General features: G+C 62.0%; 14 protein-coding genes. 10 read left to right on the top strand and 4 right to left on the bottom strand.

What is annotated here, in order from left to right:
• Positions 1–118: 118 nt before the first annotated feature.
• The gene (locus PBDP_RS05425; RefSeq protein ID WP_109753667.1) at positions 119–829 is read right to left on the bottom strand and encodes a tellurite resistance TerB family protein; all 711 of its coding nucleotides are present in this window, start codon (positions 827–829) and stop codon (positions 119–121) included.
• 175 nt (positions 830–1,004) lie between these two features.
• On the opposite strand from PBDP_RS05425, the gene PBDP_RS05420 reads away from it, so the two are divergent.
• The 9 genes from PBDP_RS05420 to PBDP_RS05380 all read left to right on the top strand — a co-directional run bounded on the left by PBDP_RS05420 (position 1,005) and on the right by PBDP_RS05380 (position 9,967).
• Positions 1,005–1,919 carry a LysR family transcriptional regulator gene (locus PBDP_RS05420; protein WP_109753666.1) on the top strand — a complete coding sequence of 305 codons (915 nt, stop codon included), beginning with the start codon at positions 1,005–1,007 and terminating at the stop codon, positions 1,917–1,919.
• Between the two features lie 137 nt (positions 1,920–2,056).
• Positions 2,057–3,514, top strand: a complete 1,458-nt coding sequence (locus tag PBDP_RS05415) for a gamma-aminobutyraldehyde dehydrogenase (protein WP_176688568.1) — start codon at positions 2,057–2,059, stop codon at positions 3,512–3,514.
• Between the two features lie 90 nt (positions 3,515–3,604).
• The gene (ydcS, locus tag PBDP_RS05410; protein ID WP_109753664.1) at positions 3,605–4,756 is read left to right on the top strand and encodes a putative ABC transporter substrate-binding protein YdcS; all 1,152 of its coding nucleotides are present in this window, start codon (positions 3,605–3,607) and stop codon (positions 4,754–4,756) included.
• A 201-nt stretch (positions 4,757–4,957) separates the two neighbouring features.
• The gene (locus tag PBDP_RS05405; RefSeq protein ID WP_109753663.1) at positions 4,958–5,995 is read left to right on the top strand and encodes an ABC transporter ATP-binding protein; all 1,038 of its coding nucleotides are present in this window, start codon (positions 4,958–4,960) and stop codon (positions 5,993–5,995) included.
• 1 nt (position 5,996) lies between these two features.
• Positions 5,997–6,944 carry an ABC transporter permease gene (locus PBDP_RS05400; protein ID WP_109753662.1) on the top strand — a complete coding sequence of 316 codons (948 nt, stop codon included), beginning with the start codon at positions 5,997–5,999 and terminating at the stop codon, positions 6,942–6,944.
• Entirely contained in the window at positions 6,934–7,743 is an 810-nt protein-coding gene (locus tag PBDP_RS05395; RefSeq protein WP_116831540.1) for an ABC transporter permease, read from the top strand. The genes PBDP_RS05400 and PBDP_RS05395 overlap by 11 nt, the downstream gene beginning before the upstream one ends.
• A gap of 127 nt (positions 7,744–7,870) precedes the next feature.
• A complete protein-coding gene (locus PBDP_RS05390) occupies positions 7,871–9,295 on the top strand; it encodes a gamma-aminobutyraldehyde dehydrogenase (protein WP_212801925.1) in 1,425 nt (474 codons plus the stop codon).
• Positions 9,296–9,441: 146 nt separating this feature from the next.
• Positions 9,442–9,693 (top strand): CopG family ribbon-helix-helix protein, encoded by a 252-nt coding sequence (locus PBDP_RS05385; protein WP_109753659.1) that lies wholly within the window; start codon positions 9,442–9,444, stop codon positions 9,691–9,693.
• Complete coding sequence (locus tag PBDP_RS05380; protein WP_212801924.1) at positions 9,668–9,967, top strand: type II toxin-antitoxin system RelE/ParE family toxin; 300 nt, start codon at positions 9,668–9,670, stop codon at positions 9,965–9,967. The genes PBDP_RS05385 and PBDP_RS05380 overlap by 26 nt, the downstream gene beginning before the upstream one ends.
• Positions 9,968–10,012: 45 nt before the next feature.
• Here the strand turns inward: PBDP_RS05380 and PBDP_RS05375 are convergent, their stop codons facing one another.
• Positions 10,013–10,198, bottom strand: a complete 186-nt coding sequence (locus PBDP_RS05375; protein ID WP_109753657.1) for a hypothetical protein — start codon at positions 10,196–10,198, stop codon at positions 10,013–10,015.
• A gap of 361 nt (positions 10,199–10,559) precedes the next feature.
• Between PBDP_RS05375 and PBDP_RS05370 the strand changes: the two genes are divergently transcribed.
• Positions 10,560–12,185: a glucan biosynthesis protein D gene (locus PBDP_RS05370; protein WP_176688572.1), complete on the top strand. Its 1,626-nt coding sequence runs from the start codon at positions 10,560–10,562 to the stop codon at positions 12,183–12,185.
• Between the two features lie 202 nt (positions 12,186–12,387).
• Here PBDP_RS05370 and PBDP_RS05365 read toward each other — a convergent pair whose 3' ends face one another.
• Together PBDP_RS05365 and recJ are read right to left on the bottom strand one after the other, a co-directional pair.
• Positions 12,388–13,494: an NADH:flavin oxidoreductase/NADH oxidase gene (locus PBDP_RS05365; RefSeq protein ID WP_116831536.1), complete on the bottom strand. Its 1,107-nt coding sequence runs from the start codon at positions 13,492–13,494 to the stop codon at positions 12,388–12,390.
• Positions 13,495–13,888: 394 nt separating this feature from the next.
• Entirely contained in the window at positions 13,889–15,598 is a 1,710-nt protein-coding gene (gene recJ / locus PBDP_RS05360) for a single-stranded-DNA-specific exonuclease RecJ (RefSeq protein WP_109753654.1), read from the bottom strand.
• Positions 15,599–15,674 lie beyond the last annotated feature (76 nt).

Raw genomic sequence — 15,674 nt, 5'->3', positions numbered from 1 at the left:
TAAACCAGTGTGGGAGCGAGCCCGCTCGCGATAGCGGTGTATCAGCCAATGATGCTGTGACTGACCAGGCGCCATCGCGAGCAGGCTCGCTCCCACAGGGAATAGCGTTGGGGCTGTTCTATACGGTCGCCTGGCGCACCTGTTTCTCCAGTTCCACCTTCAACCCCGGTTCCAGCTTGAGTTGGCGCGCCAGTTCATCGAGGTAGGACTTCTCCATGAAGTTTTCCTCGTCCACCAGCATCACGCTGGCGATGTACATTTCCGCGGCCATTTCCGGGGTGCTGGCGGCGCGGGCGACGTCAGTGGGGTCCAGGGGCTTGTTGAGTTCGGCGTGCAGCCAGTGTTGCAGTTCCTGGTCGTTGTCGAGCTTGGTGAACTCACCTTCGATCAACTGCCGCTCACGTTCGTCCACATGGCCGTCGGCCTTGGCCGCCGCCACCAGCGCCTTGAGGATCGCCTGGCTGTGCTGTTCGACCTGCGCCGGCGGAACGCGGTCGAGGGTCTGCGGTTCGGTTTTCGGTGCGCTGCCCTGCTGGGCCTGCCAGTTGCCGTAAGCCTTGTAGGCGATCACGCCCAAGGCCGCCAGGCCACCATAGGCCAGGGCCTTGCCGCCGAAGTTGCGGGCTTTCTTGTTGCCCAGCAACAGGCCCATGGCCCCGGCGGCCAATGCCCCGCCGCCCGCACCGGAAAGCATTCCGCCCAGGTTGCCGGAGCCGCCGAGCAATCCGCCCAGGCCGCCGGACGATTTGCCCTGGGAGCCGCCCGCCTTGTTCTGCAACATTTCCTGGCCGGACTTGAGAAGCTGATCGAGCAATCCACGAGTGTTCATTTGCTGCCTCCACGCATTCGGAGTAACCGGATCATTAAGGCCATCAGCCTAGATCGAAAGTGCCCCGCCGCCTTCGGCGAGATTGCTTCGAGATGTTGCCTGTCGACTCGCTACCCATTGAAAAAAACGATATACACTGGAGCTCATCGATAAAACCGCTCAGCGGGCAATCCCCATGATGACGTTGCGTCAGATTCGCCATTTCATCGCCGTGGCCGAAACCGGCTCCATCTCTGCCGCTGCGCAAACGGCCTTCATTTCCCAGTCGACCTTGACCCTGGCCATCCAGCAATTGGAGCAGGAGATCGGCGTCAACCTGTTCAATCGCCACGCCAAGGGCATGACCCTGACGCACCAGGGCCACCAATTCCTGCGCCAGGCCCACTTGATTCTGGCCACCGTCGACAACGCCAAGCGCAGCCTGCAACAAAGCACCGACCAGGTTGCCGGCCAAGTCACCATCGGCGTCACCAGCCTGGTCGCCGGGTATTACTTGGCGGACCTGCTGACCCGTTTCCAGCGCGCCTATCCCAACGTGGAAATCCGCGTCATGGAGGACGAGCGGCCCTACATCGAGCATCTGCTGGTCAGCGGCGAAATCGATGTCGGGGTGCTGATCCTGTCCAACCTGGAAGACCGCCACGCCTTGCAGACCGAAGTCCTGACCCATTCGCCCCATCGCTTGTGGCTGCCGGCGCAGCATCCGCTGCTGGAACACGACAGCATCAACCTGGCCGACGTCGCCCGCGAACCGCTGATCCAGTTGAACGTCGATGAAATGGACCGCAACGCCCAGCGCCTGTGGCGCGGTGCCGGCCTGCAACCGAAGGTCACCCTGCGCACCGCCTCGACCGAAGCGGTGCGCAGCCTGGTGGCGGCGGGATTGGGCGTGTCGATCCAGCCGGACATGACGTACCGCCCATGGTCGCTGGAAGGCGACATCATCGAAGCGCGACCGATTGCCGACCTCAACCAGACCCTCGACGTCGGCCTGGCCTGGCGCCGGGGCACGGCGCGACCGGCGTCGGTCGACCCGTTCCTGGCCGTCGCCCGGGAACAGCCCCATGGCGGACGCAAGCCATCTATTTAATCGAACGAAGCCTTGAGTATTTCGAATTTGTCGGCCTTGAGGCTGAGCACTAGTCTTGCTGCATCACCACATTCCATTGTGGGAGTGAGCAGGCTCGCTCCCACAGGTTCTTTGTTTCCACTGAGACCTATAAAAAAATGGCAGGCACGCAAACCCCGTTATGCACCGCGTTGCTGATAGACGGGGAACTCGCTCCTGGTGAGGGCATTGTCGAGCCGATCCTCAACCCGGCCACCGGCGAAGTGTTGGCTCACATCGCCGAGGCCAGCACCGAGCAGGTCGAAGCCGCGATTCTCGCCGCCTATCACGCCTTCGATGGCTGGTCGCGGACCACGCCACAACAGCGTTCGAACCTGCTGTTGGAGATTGCCAGTGCCATCGAGAAAAACGCCGATGAGCTGGCCCGCCTCGAATCCCTGAACTGCGGCAAGCCACTGCACCTGGCGCGCCAGGATGACCTGAGCGCCACGGTGGATGTATTTCGTTTCTTCGCTGGTGCCGTGCGCTGCCAGACCGGCCAGCTCAGCGGCGAATACCTGCCCGGCTACACCAGCATGGTGCGCCGCGACCCAATCGGTGTAGTGGCGTCCATTGCGCCATGGAATTACCCGATCATGATGGCCGCGTGGAAAATCGCCCCGGCCCTGGCCGCCGGCAATACGCTGGTGTTCAAACCCTCGGAACACACGCCGCTGTCGATCCTGGCCTTGGCTCCAACGCTGGCCGAGATCCTGCCACGGGGCGTGATCAACATCGTCTGCGGGGGTGGCGAAGGTGTGGGCAGCCATCTGGTCAGCCATCCGAAAGTGCGCATGGTCTCGCTGACCGGCGATATCGTCACCGGGCAGAAAATCCTCCAGGCGGCGGCGAAAACCCTCAAGCGCACGCACTTGGAGCTCGGAGGCAAGGCGCCGGTGATCGTGTGCAACGACGCCGACCTCCAGGCGGTGGTCGAAGGCGTGCGTACCTACGGTTATTACAACGCTGGGCAGGATTGCACCGCGGCGTGCCGGATTTACGCCCAAGGGGCGATTCATGACCGGCTGGTGGCCGAACTCGGCGCAGCAGTCAGCAGCCTGCGCTTTGCCGGCAAGCGCGATGCCGACAATGAAATCGGCCCGCTGATCAGCACCCGCCAGCGCGACCGGGTTGCCAGTTTTGTCGAGCGCGCCCTCGGCCAGCCGCACATCGAACGCATCACTGGCGCGGCGGTGCATTCCGGTGCCGGTTTCTATTACCAGCCCACGCTGCTGGCCGGCTGCAAGCAAAGCGATGAAATCGTCCAGCGCGAGGTGTTCGGCCCGGTGGTCACCGTGACCCGCTTCGACGAACTCAGCCAGGCGGTGGACTGGGCCAACGATTCCGAATACGGCCTGGCATCCTCGGTATGGACCCAGAACCTGGACAAGGCCATGCAGGTAGCGGCGCGGCTGCAATACGGCTGCACCTGGATCAACAGCCACTTCATGCTGGTCAGCGAAATGCCCCACGGCGGCCTGAAACGGTCCGGTTATGGCAAAGACCTGTCCAGCGATTCGCTCCAGGACTACAGCGTGGTGCGCCACATCATGGCCCGCCACGGCCAGCATCTGTAGATAACAGCACTACTCTAATAACAGGCCTTCAATGGCGCTTCACCCCGTTGAAACACTGCCCCGACCATAATTAAAGCAAGAGGGATTTCCATGTACGCGCACAAGACCGTATTGCTCAGTGCAATCACCACGGCGCTGCTGACCAGCGTCAGCCTCCAGGCCGCCGAACCGCTCAAGGCCATCGGCGCCGGCGAGGGCCAACTGGATATCGTCGCCTGGCCGGGTTACATCGAACGCGGCGAAAGCGACAAGGCCTACGACTGGGTGACCGGTTTCGAGAAGGAAACCGGCTGCAAGGTCAATGTGAAAACCGCCGCGACGTCCGACGAAATGGTCAGCCTGATGACCAAGGGCGGCTACGACCTGGTCACCGCGTCGGGCGACGCCTCGCTGCGGCTGATTGCCGGCAAGCGCGTGCAACCGATCAACACCGCGCTGATCGCCAACTGGAAAAACCTCGACCCGCGCCTCAAGGATGCGCCGTGGTACGTGGTCAACCAGCAGACCTACGGAACCCCGTATCAGTGGGGCCCGAACGTGTTGATGTACAACACCGAAGTATTCAAGCAGGCGCCCACCAGTTGGGGCGTGCTGTTCAACGCCCAGAACCTGCCCGACGGCAAGCCGAACAAGGGACGCGTGCAAGCCTACGATGGCCCGATCTACATCGCCGACGCGGCGCTGTACCTCAAGACCGCCAAGCCTGAGCTGGGCATCAAGGACCCCTACCAACTCGACGAAGCGCAGTACAAGGCCGTGCTGGAATTGTTGCGGGCCCAGCAACCGTTGATCCATCGCTACTGGCACGACACCACCGTGCAGATGAGCGATTTCAAGAACGAAGGCGTGGTGGCGTCCGGCGCCTGGCCGTATCAGGTCAACGGCCTGATGAACGAAAAACAACCGATCGCCTCGACCATTCCAAAAGAAGGTGCCACCGGTTGGGCCGACACCACGATGCTGCACGCCGAGGCCAAGCACCCCAACTGCGCGTACAAATGGATGGACTGGTCGCTGCAACCGAAAGTCCAGGGTGACGTGGCCGCATGGTTCGGCTCGTTGCCAGCGGTACCGGCGGCGTGCAAGGGCAGCGAACTGCTCGGTGCCGAAGGCTGCAAGACCAACGGCTTCGACCAGTTCGACAAGATCGCCTTCTGGAAAACCCCGCAGGCCGAGGGCGGCAAGTTCGTGCCGTACAGCCGCTGGACCCAGGACTACATTGCGATCATGGGTGGGCGGTAAGCCTCAGTCGGCTTAGGAAACTGAACACCGCTCTTGTGTGGGAGCAAGGCTTGCCCGCGATGAAGATGATGCGGTCTTTCGGGGAACCGAGGTGCCTGTATCGCGAGCAAGCTTTGCTCCCACAGCGCTGTTCCCACAGGTCCAGTGTCCGGCCCACCACCAACAATCCAACGGAAGTCGCGCTTTTTGGAGCCCCGCACCATGACGCTTGCAGTCCAATTCACCCAGGTATCCCGTCAGTTTGGCGAAGTGAAGGCCGTTGACCGGGTTTCCATCGACATACAGGACGGCGAGTTCTTTTCCATGCTGGGCCCCTCCGGCTCGGGCAAGACCACCTGCCTGCGCTTGATCGCCGGGTTCGAACAACCCAGTGCCGGCTCGATCCGCATCCACGGCGAAGAAGCCGCCGGACTCCCGCCCTATCAACGGGACGTCAACACGGTGTTCCAGGATTACGCGCTTTTCCCGCACATGAATGTGCGCGACAACGTCGCCTACGGCTTGAAAGTCAAAGGCGTCGCCAAGGCCGAGCGCATCAAGCGCGCCGATGAAGCACTGGAGATGGTGGCCCTGGGCGGTTATGGCGAACGCAAGCCCGTGCAACTCTCCGGCGGCCAGCGTCAACGCGTGGCCCTCGCCCGTGCACTGGTCAATCGCCCGCGGGTGTTGCTGCTGGACGAACCCTTGGGCGCCTTGGACCTGAAGCTGCGCGAGCAGATGCAAGGCGAGTTGAAGAAACTGCAACGCCAGCTGGGCATCACCTTCATTTTCGTCACCCACGACCAGACCGAAGCCTTGTCGATGTCCGATCGCGTGGCAGTGTTCAACAAGGGCCGGATCGAACAGGTCGACACGCCGCGCAACCTGTACATGAAACCGGCGACCACCTTCGTCGCCGAGTTCGTCGGTACTTCCAATGTGATTCGCGGCGAACTGGCCCGGGAACTGAGCGGTTATCCACAGCCGTTCTCGATCCGTCCGGAACACGTACGCTTCGCCGAAGGTCCGTTGGCCGCCCATGAAATCGAAGTCCACGGCCTGCTGCACGACATCCAGTACCAGGGCAGCGCCACGCGCTACGAGTTGAAACTTGCCAACGGCCAGACCCTGAACCTCAGCCAGGCCAACACCCAGTGGCTCGACAACACCGCCCAGCACCAGACTGGCCAGCCCCTCAGCGTACGCTGGGCGCGGGAGGCGATGGTCGCGCTGCATGACACTGTCGGCGGTGAGGTGTGAGATGAACACCCTGACCATCAACCAAACGCCTGCGTCCGGTTCACCGTTGCGGCGTTTTTCCAACCTGCTGTATCGGCGGCCCAACCTGTACCTGTCGATGTTGCTGGTGCCGCCGCTGATCTGGTTCGGCGCGATCTACCTGGGCTCGCTGCTGACCTTGCTGTGGCAGGGCTTCTACACCTTCGATGACTTCACCATGGCGGTCACCCCCGACCTGACCCTGGCGAATTTCACCGCACTGTTCCAGCCCTCGAACTTCGACATCATCCTGCGCACCTTGAGCATGGCCATTGTCGTGTCCATCGCCAGCGCCATCGTCGCGTTCCCGATTGCCTACTACATGGCGCGCTACACCAGCGGCAAGACCAAGGCGTTTTTCTACATCGCAGTGATGTTGCCAATGTGGGCCAGCTACATCGTCAAGGCCTATGCCTGGACGCTGCTGCTGGCCAAGGGTGGCGTAGCGCAGTGGTTCGTCCAGCACCTGGGGCTGGAACCGCTGTTGCAGTTCGTACTGGGGATCCCCGGAGTGGGCGGCAGCACCTTGTCCACCTCACACCTGGGACGTTTCCTGGTGTTCGTCTACATCTGGCTGCCGTTCATGATCCTGCCGATCCAGGCCTCACTGGAGCGCCTGCCGCCATCGCTGCTGCAAGCCTCGGCGGACCTGGGCGCCAGACCACGCCAGACGTTCATGCAGGTGATCTTGCCGCTGTCGATCCCGGGCATTGCCGCCGGCTCGATCTTCACCTTCTCGCTGACCCTGGGGGATTTCATCGTGCCGCAACTGGTGGGCCCGCCGGGCTACTTCGTCGGCAGCATGGTCTACGCCCAGCAAGGCGCCATCGGCAACATGCCCATGGCTGCGGCGTTCACGCTGGTACCCATCGTGCTGATTGCCATCTACCTGTCTATCGTCAAGCGCCTGGGGGCTTTCGATGCACTCTGAAAAATCCTCCTGGGGCCTGAAGATCGCCGCATGGGGCGGGCTGGTGTTCCTGCATTTCCCGATCCTGATCATCTTCCTCTACGCCTTCAACACCGAAGACGCAGCCTTCAGCTTTCCGCCCAAGGGCCTGACCCTGAAGTGGTTCAGCGTCGCCTTCGCGCGCCCGGATGTGCTCGAAGCTATCAAGCTGTCGTTGCAGATCGCGGCCATCGCCACGCTCATCGCCATGGTGCTCGGTACGCTGGCCTCGGCAGCGCTGTACCGCCGGGATTTCTTCGGCAAGCAGGGCATTTCGCTGATGCTGATCCTGCCGATTGCCCTGCCAGGGATCATCACCGGCATTGCCCTGTTGGCGACCTTCAAGACCCTGGGCATCGAACCGGGCATGTTCACCATCATCGTCGGCCACGCGACCTTTTGCGTGGTGATCGTCTACAACAACGTCATCGCCCGCCTGCGCCGCACCTCCCACAGCCTGATCGAAGCCTCGATGGACCTGGGCGCCGACGGTTGGCAAACCTTCCGCTACATCATCCTGCCCAACCTCGGCTCGGCACTGCTGGCCGGAGGGATGCTGGCGTTTGCGCTGTCGTTCGACGAAATCATCGTTACCACCTTCACCGCCGGCCACGAACGCACGCTGCCGCTGTGGCTGCTCAACCAGCTCAGCCGCCCCCGCGACGTGCCGGTGACCAACGTGGTGGCGATGCTGGTGATGATCGTGACGATGCTACCGATACTCGGCGCTTATTACCTGACCCGCGGGGGTGAGAGCGTGGCGGGGAGTGGCGGGAAATGAATCTGATACTAACGATGACCACCCAATGTGGGAGCGAGCCTGCTCGCGATGGCGTTTCTGAAGGCGCCAAAAGCTTCGCGAGCAGGCTCGCTCCCACAGAAAAACGGCGACAGACGAGGATATGCACATGCAAACCAAACTGCTGATCAACGGCCACCTGGTAAACGGCGAAGGCCCCGGCCAGGCGGTGTTCAACCCGGCACTGGGGCGGGTTCTGGTGGAAATCAACGAAGCCAGCGAGGCCCAGGTCGATGCCGCCGTGCGTGCGGCCGACAGTGCCTTCGAAAGCTGGTCCCAAGTCTCGCCCAAGGACCGTTCCCTGCTCCTGCTCAAACTGGCCGATGCCATCGAAGCCCACGGCGAAGAACTGGCAAAGCTCGAATCGGACAATTGCGGTAAACCCTTGAGCGCCGCGCTGAACGACGAGATCCCGGCAATCGCCGACGTGTTCCGCTTCTTTGCCGGCGCCAGCCGCTGCATGAACGGCTCGGCGGGCGGCGAATACCTGCCGGGGCACACCTCGATGATCCGCCGCGACCCGGTGGGGGTCATCGCCTCCATCGCGCCATGGAACTACCCGTTGATGATGGTTGCCTGGAAAATCGCCCCGGCCCTGGCCGCTGGTAATACCGTGGTGCTCAAGCCATCGGAACAGACCCCGCTGACCGCGTTGCGCCTGGCGGAACTGGCGTCGGAAATTTTCCCAGCGGGTGTGCTCAACGTGGTGTTCGGTCGTGGGCAAACCGTCGGCCAACCGCTGGTGACTCATCCGAAAGTGCGCATGGTGTCGCTGACCGGCTCCATCGCCACCGGTTCGAACATCATTTCCAGCACCGCCGACAGCGTCAAGCGCACGCACATGGAACTGGGCGGCAAGGCCCCGGTGATCATTTTCGACGACGCCGACATCGACGCGGCGGTGGAAGGCATCCGCACCTTCGGGTTCTACAACGCCGGCCAGGATTGCACGGCCGCATGCCGCATCTATGCCCAGCAAGGCATCTACGACCGCTTCGTCGAGAAGCTCGGCGCCGCGGTGGGCAGTATCAAGTACGGCCTGCAAACGGCGCCAGACACCGAGATGGGCCCGCTGATCACCGCCCAGCACCGTGACCGCGTCGCCGGCTTCGTCGAACGCGCCATCGCCCAGCCGCATATCCGCCTGGTCACCGGCGGCAAGGCCGTGGACGGCAACGGGTTCTTCTTCGAACCAACGGTGCTGGCCGACGCGCAGCAGGATGACGAAGTCGTCCGCCGCGAAGTCTTCGGGCCGGTGGTGTCCGTCACGCCGTTCCTCGACGAAGCGCAAGTGCTGGCCTGGGCCAACGATTCGGACTACGGCCTGGCTTCATCGGTGTGGACCGCCGACGTCGGCCGCGCCCATCGCCTGTCGGCACGCCTGCAATACGGCTGCACCTGGGTCAACACGCACTTCATGCTCGTCAGCGAAATGCCCCATGGCGGTCAGAAACGTTCCGGCTATGGCAAGGACATGTCCATGTACGGGCTGGAGGATTACACGGTGGTGCGGCATGTGATGTTCAAGCATTGAAGCCAAGACAACGTTAGCAACACATGCTCGCGCCCGCCCTGCCTGCACGCTGCTAAGGTTTTCGTCGACGGGCGCACGCTCGCCGGTTGACGGAAATCCTGGCAGGACCTAGGGTGTCTACAACGTATACAGCTTGGAGATTAGCCATGGCCTCGCCCGTTTTGTCCTTTCGTGTGGAAGAAGGTCTGGCCCAACAGCTGGATTTGCTGGCTGCCGCCACCGACCGCGACCGTCAATATCACCTCAAGCGTGCACTGGTTCGATATGTAGAGGCCGAGTCCTGGCATCTGCAAGCCATTAGCGAAGGCATAGCAGACGCCGATGCTGGAAATCTGACCGATCTGGATGCCGTGAAGGCTAAGTGGGCAAAACGTGCCGAGCATCGTACTGACCGATAAAGCACAGAGTGACCTCGACTCAATTCATGAACATTACCAAAGCGCTATCGGCACACAAGGCGCTGACGATGGCATCATCGCCATCCTGGAGACGCTGCGACAATTGCAGCGTTTTCCCGGTTCAGGCCGTCCTTCAGTCGTTCCCGATATTCGAGAGCTGGTGCTGACACGCTATCCATTCGTTGCGCCTTACCGACTCGTACAGGGGCAATTGCAAATCCTGCGGATATTGCACCAGCGCGGCGAACGGCCCCAGGATTGGTCGATGGAGTAACTTTGGCCGGTGCTCTCCTGGCCCGGCCATCATCACCGCGCTTGATCAGAATCTGGAAACACTGCGCATCGCATCCACCAGGTAACGCATGGCGATGCGGTCGTTTTCCGACAGTTCCCGATAGCGCTCCACCAGCCTTAACTCTTCCAGGCTGAGCCGTCGTGTCCTGCGTCCATTGGTCAGGCCTGGAAAGATCCCCAGCATTTCGGTAATGCCCTGTATTTTTGTCATGAACTGTCCTTCTTTACGTCGAGTTGACCTGATAGCGCCGTCTGAATCCGGGTTGAATCGTCTATCACGCTAAAGAATAGGGAGGATTCAAAGCGTGAAAAGGGAGTTTTAGAGTAATTAGTCAAAAAAAGTTGGAATCGACATAAAAAAAGAAATAACTGTAAGAAAATTTGACCACGCCACGCTTTCCCTTTCTCTCCAAGCCTGCATTTCCCCTATGATTTTGCGCCTCGGTGAACCGATCCAGCTCTCAGGCATCTGTTCTAACGTTCGTCGCGTTTGGCCAAAGGCATGTCCGAACTCCTTTACCAATCTCTGTTGCCAGGATCGGCTCGGGATTGTTTCGAGAAAGGTTGTATTTATGCACCGCAGGAATCTGCTCAAGGCCTCCATGGCTTTCGCCGCCTACACTGGGCTATCGGCCTCCGGGCTCATGGCCGCCCGCGCCTGGGCCGCCGATCAGACTGCCGACGGCGAAGCCCGTCCCTTCGATTTCAACGGTTTGAAGGATCAGGCCCGGCGGCTGGCCGAGAGCCGCTACGTCGACACCAAGCAAGTCCTGCCACCGACCCTGGCCCAAATGTCGCCGCTGCAGTTCAACGCCATCCGTTATGACGCCAATCATTCGCTGTGGAATGAGCTGGACGGGCAACTGGACGCACAATTCTTCCACGTCGGCATGGGTTTCAAGCAGCCGGTGCGCATGTACAGCGTCGACCCGAAGACGCGTATGGCCCGTGAGGTGCACTTTCGTCCGGAACTGTTCAACTATGAGAAAACCACGGTCAACACCTCGCAGTTGACGGGTGACCTGGGCTTCGCCGGCTTCCGTGTCTTCAAGGCGCCGGAACTGGACCGGCACGACATCGTTTCTTTCCTGGGGGCCAGCTATTTCCGCGCCGTGGACGCCAGCGGCCAGTACGGGCTGTCGGCACGCGGCCTGGCCATCGACACCTATGCCAAGAAGCGTGAGGAATTCCCGGACTTCACCAAGTTCTGGTTCGAAACCCCGGAGAAGAACAGCACCCGGTTCGTGGTCTACGCCCTGCTCGACTCCCCCAGCGCCACCGGTGCCTATCGGTTTGATATCGATTGCCAGCCGACCCGGGTGGTGATGGAGATCGACGCGCACATCAATGCCCGTACCGCCATCGAGCAACTGGGCATTGCGCCCATGACCAGCATGTTCAGCTGCGGCACCGTCGAGCGGCGCATGTGCGACACCATCCATCCGCAAATCCACGATTCCGACCGGCTGGCCATGTGGCGCGGCAACGGCGAGTGGGTCTGCCGCCCGTTGAACAACCCCGCCAACCTGCAGTTCAATGCCTACGCCGACAAGGACCCGAAAGGCTTCGGCCTGGTGCAGACCGACCATGACTTTGCCAGCTACCAGGACACCGTGGACTGGTACAGCAAGCGCCCGAGCCTGTGGGTCGAGCCTACGACGGCCTGGGGCGAAGGCTCGGTCGACCTGCTAGAGATCCCTACCACCGGCGAAACCCTGGATAACATCGTTGCGTTCTGGACACCGAAAAAACCGGTGGCTGCCGGTGACTCGCTGAACTACGGCTACAAGCTTTACTGGAGCGCGCTGCCACCCGTGAGCACGGACCTGGCCCACGTCGACGCCACCCGCTCAGGCATGGGCGGTTTCATCGAGGGCTGGGCGCCTGGCGAGCATTACCCGACCGTCTGGGCCCGTCGCTTTGCCGTGGACTTCAGCGGCGGCGGCCTCGACCAATTGCCGCCGGGCACCGGCATCGAACCGGTGGTGACCTGTTCCCACGGCGAGGTGAAGGACTTCAACGTGCTGGTGCTGGATGCGATCAAGGGCTACCGCATCACCTTCGACTGGTACCCGACCGACGACCGTGTGGACCCGGTGCAGATGCGCCTGTTCATTCGCACCAAGGACCGGACCTTGAGCGAGACCTGGTTGTACCAGTACTTCCCGCCGGCGCCGGATAAGCGCAAGTATCCCTGAGCCCTGCTGTGTCAGGAATGACGCCTTCGCGAGCAGGCTCGCTCCCACATTGAGCCTTGTTGTGAACGCTATCCGCGCCACACAACAGATCCACTGAGGGAGCGAGCCTGCTCGCGATGAGGCCGGTACAAGCACCAATTTTTTTCAAACAAACCCAAAGCCCCGGCCAATGACGACCGGGGCTTTGGGTTTTACCAAGCACTCAATCCCGCAAATCCGACTCATGGATCGGCTGGTCCCGATGCGTGGCCCGCTGGTACTGCGCCGGCCATGTAGCCTTGCGTCCACCCAAGTCATCATCGGCATGCAGGGCCCAGTACGGATCGCGCAACAATTCCCGGGCGAGGAAAATGATGTCGGCCTGGCAGGTACGCAGGATGTGCTCGGCCTGGGCCGGCTCGGTAATCATGCCGACAGTGCCGGTGGCGATTTCCGACTCCTTGCGAACCCGTTCGGCAAAGCGTGTCTGGTAGCCCGGGCCGGTGGGAATTTCCGCATTCGCGGCGGTGCCGCCCGATGACACATCGATCAAGTCCACTCCCAGGGCCCTGAAGCGTCGCGCCAGCTCCACGGTTTCATCCGGGTTCCAACCATCCTCGACCCAGTCGGTAGCGGAGACACGAACGAACACCGGCAACTCTTCAGGCCATACGGCCCGCACCGCCTCGGTCACTTGCAGCACCAGGCGGATGCGGTTCTCGAACGAGCCGCCGTATTGATCGCGGCGCTGATTGCTCAAGGGCGACAGGAATTGATGCAGCAGATAGCCATGGGCCGCGTGGACCTCGACCACCTTGAAGCCGGCCGCGAGCGCACGCTTGGCCGCATCGACGAAGGCCTGGATCACGCCGGCGATCTGCCCTTCGTCCAACTGCACCGGCTGGGTGTGTTGCGGGTCGAAGGCTATCGGCGACGGACCGACCGGCACCCAACCGCCGTCCGCTGGTTTGACGCTGCCATGCTTGCCCAGCCAGGGCCGCCAAGTGCTGGCCTTGCGCCCGGCATGGGCCAGCTGTATGCCCGGCACGGCCCCTTGGGCGGTGATGAACCGGGTGATGCGTTGCAAGGGTTCGATCTGTTCGTCGTTCCACAGCCCCAGGTCCTGGGCGGTGATGCGGCCGTCGGCGGTAACGGCGGTCGCTTCGGTGAACACCAGGCCGGCACCGCCCACGGCGCGGCTGCCCAAGTGCACCAGGTGCCAATCGTTGGCCAGGCCATCGGTGCTCGAATACTGGCACATCGGCGATACCGCGATGCGATTGGGCAGGGTCAATTGGCGAAGAGTATAGGGTTCCAGCAGCAGACTCATGGGGCACCTCTCGAATCAGTGGGCAGGCTCCAGGGTTCTGTTTGAAAAGTCGACGAGTGACAAAAGGTGCAACACCCGCCCCCGCGGGCAACGAAAATCGACAAGACGTCACAACGGCTATCAAGCAGTGCTTAGAGCCTAGTCGACAACCCGGGAGGCGGGAGGGTTCAGAACTTAAAAACCGACGGTGTGACGAGAGGGCTTGCTCCCGCTTGGGTCGGTCACTGTGTAGCGAGGGGATTTATCCCCGCTGGGCTGCGCAGCAGCCCCTAAATATTCCTGCACCGCATTTCCTCAGCCAAACGGCGCTGGCCGGTTCCACGACTGCTTCGCAGCCGAGCGGGGATAAATCCCCTCGCCACAAGTGCTATCACCTGATAGATAACACTTGTATCTACCGCGGCTCGATATGGGCAATCATCAACTGCACCGTTTCCTGGCCGCGGAACTCGTTGAGGTCGAGCTTATAGGCCAGTTCCACCCAGCGCACGGTTGGGTTGGGCCAGATCTCGCGGTCAATGCCAAAGGCGATGCCATCAAGCTTCACCGAACCGCATTCGCTCTTGAGCACCACCTTCAAGTGCCGCTCGCCCACCACCCGCTGTTCGACCAACTGGAACACGCCGTGGAACATCGGCTCCGGGAAATGCTGGCCCCAGGGCCCGGCGTGACGCAGCGCCCGGGCCAGTTCCAAGTGGAATTCCTCCACCGCCAGGGTGCCGTCCGACAACAGCCGACCGGTCAGGTCTTCTTCGCGCAATTGCCGGCGCACTTCCGCGTCGAACGCCTCGGCGAACAATGGGAAATTCGCTTCTGGCAAGGTCAGGCCCGCCGCCATGGCGTGACCGCCGTACTTGCTGATCAGGGTCGGATGCTGCGCCGCCACCACGCTCAGCGCATCGCGAATGTGGAAGCCCGGCACCGAGCGACCCGAGCCCTTGAGCAAACCGTCGCCGGCATCGGCAAAGGCGATGGTCGGGCGGAAATAGCGCTCTTTCATCCGCGAGGCAAGGATACCGATCACGCCCTGGTGCCACTGCGGATCGAACAGGCACAAGCCGAATGGCATCGACTCCACCGGCAGGTCCTTGAGCTGGGCCAGGGCTTCGCGCTGCATGCCCTGCTCGATGGATTTGCGGTCCTGGTTCATGCCGTCCAGTTGCGCCGCCATCTCCCGCGCCAGGGCGGCATCGTCGGTGAGCAGGCACTCGATACCCAGGCTCATGTCGTCCAGGCGCCCCGCCGCATTCAGACGCGGACCGAGGATAAACCCGAGGTCCGTGGAGGTAATGCGCGAATGGTCACGCTTGGCCACTTCGAGAATGGCCTTGATCCCGGGACGGGCACGCCCAGCACGAATCCGCTCCAGGCCCTGGTGCACCAGAATGCGATTATTGGCGTCCAGGGGCACCACGTCAGCCACGCTGCCCAGGGCCACCAGGTCCAACAGCTCACCAATGTTCGGCTGGGGTTTGCTGGTGTACCAACCCAGGCTGCGCAGACGGGCACGCAACGCCATCAGCACGTAAAAAATAACCCCGACACCCGCCAGCGCCTTGCTCGGGAATTCGCAGCCCGGCTGGTTCGGATTGACGATCGCATCGGCCAGCGGCAGTTCGAGGCCCGGCAAGTGGTGGTCGGTGACCAGCACCTTGAGCCCCGCCGCTTTCGCCGCCGCCACGCCTTCCACGCTGGATATGCCGTTGTCCACGGTGATCAGCAACTGCGGCTCGCGAGTCAGCGCGACTTCGACTATTTCCGGGGTCAGCCCATAGCCATATTCGAAGCGGTTGGGCACCAGATAGTCGACATGGGCCGCGCCGAGCAGACGCAGCCCCAGCATGCCGACGGTGCTGGCGGTCGCGCCATCGGCATCGAAGTCACCGACGATCAGGATGCGCTGGCGTTCTTCCAGCGCCGTCACCAGCAGATCCACCGCGGCGTCGATCCCCTTGAGTTGCTGATAAGGAATCAAGCGCGCCAGGCTCTTGTCCAGTTCAGCCTCGGACTGCACGCCACGCGCTGCGTACAGGCGGGTCAACAGCGGCGGCAGGTCACCGAGAAATGGCAGGGTGTCGGGTAACTGGCGGGGTTCTATGCGCATGGGGGAACGGACATTTCTCTATTTTTTGGAATCCTGGACTGTGGCGAGGGAGCTTGCTCCCGCTGGGCTGCGTAGC

Origin of the sequence: Pseudomonas sp. St290 (assembly GCF_018325805.1) — a bacterium.
GTDB classification, from domain to species: Bacteria; Pseudomonadota; Gammaproteobacteria; order Pseudomonadales; family Pseudomonadaceae; genus Aquipseudomonas; species Aquipseudomonas bijieensis.
The sequence above is the reverse complement of the archived record's forward strand: the minus strand, read 5'-3'. Positions and strand labels throughout refer to the sequence as shown.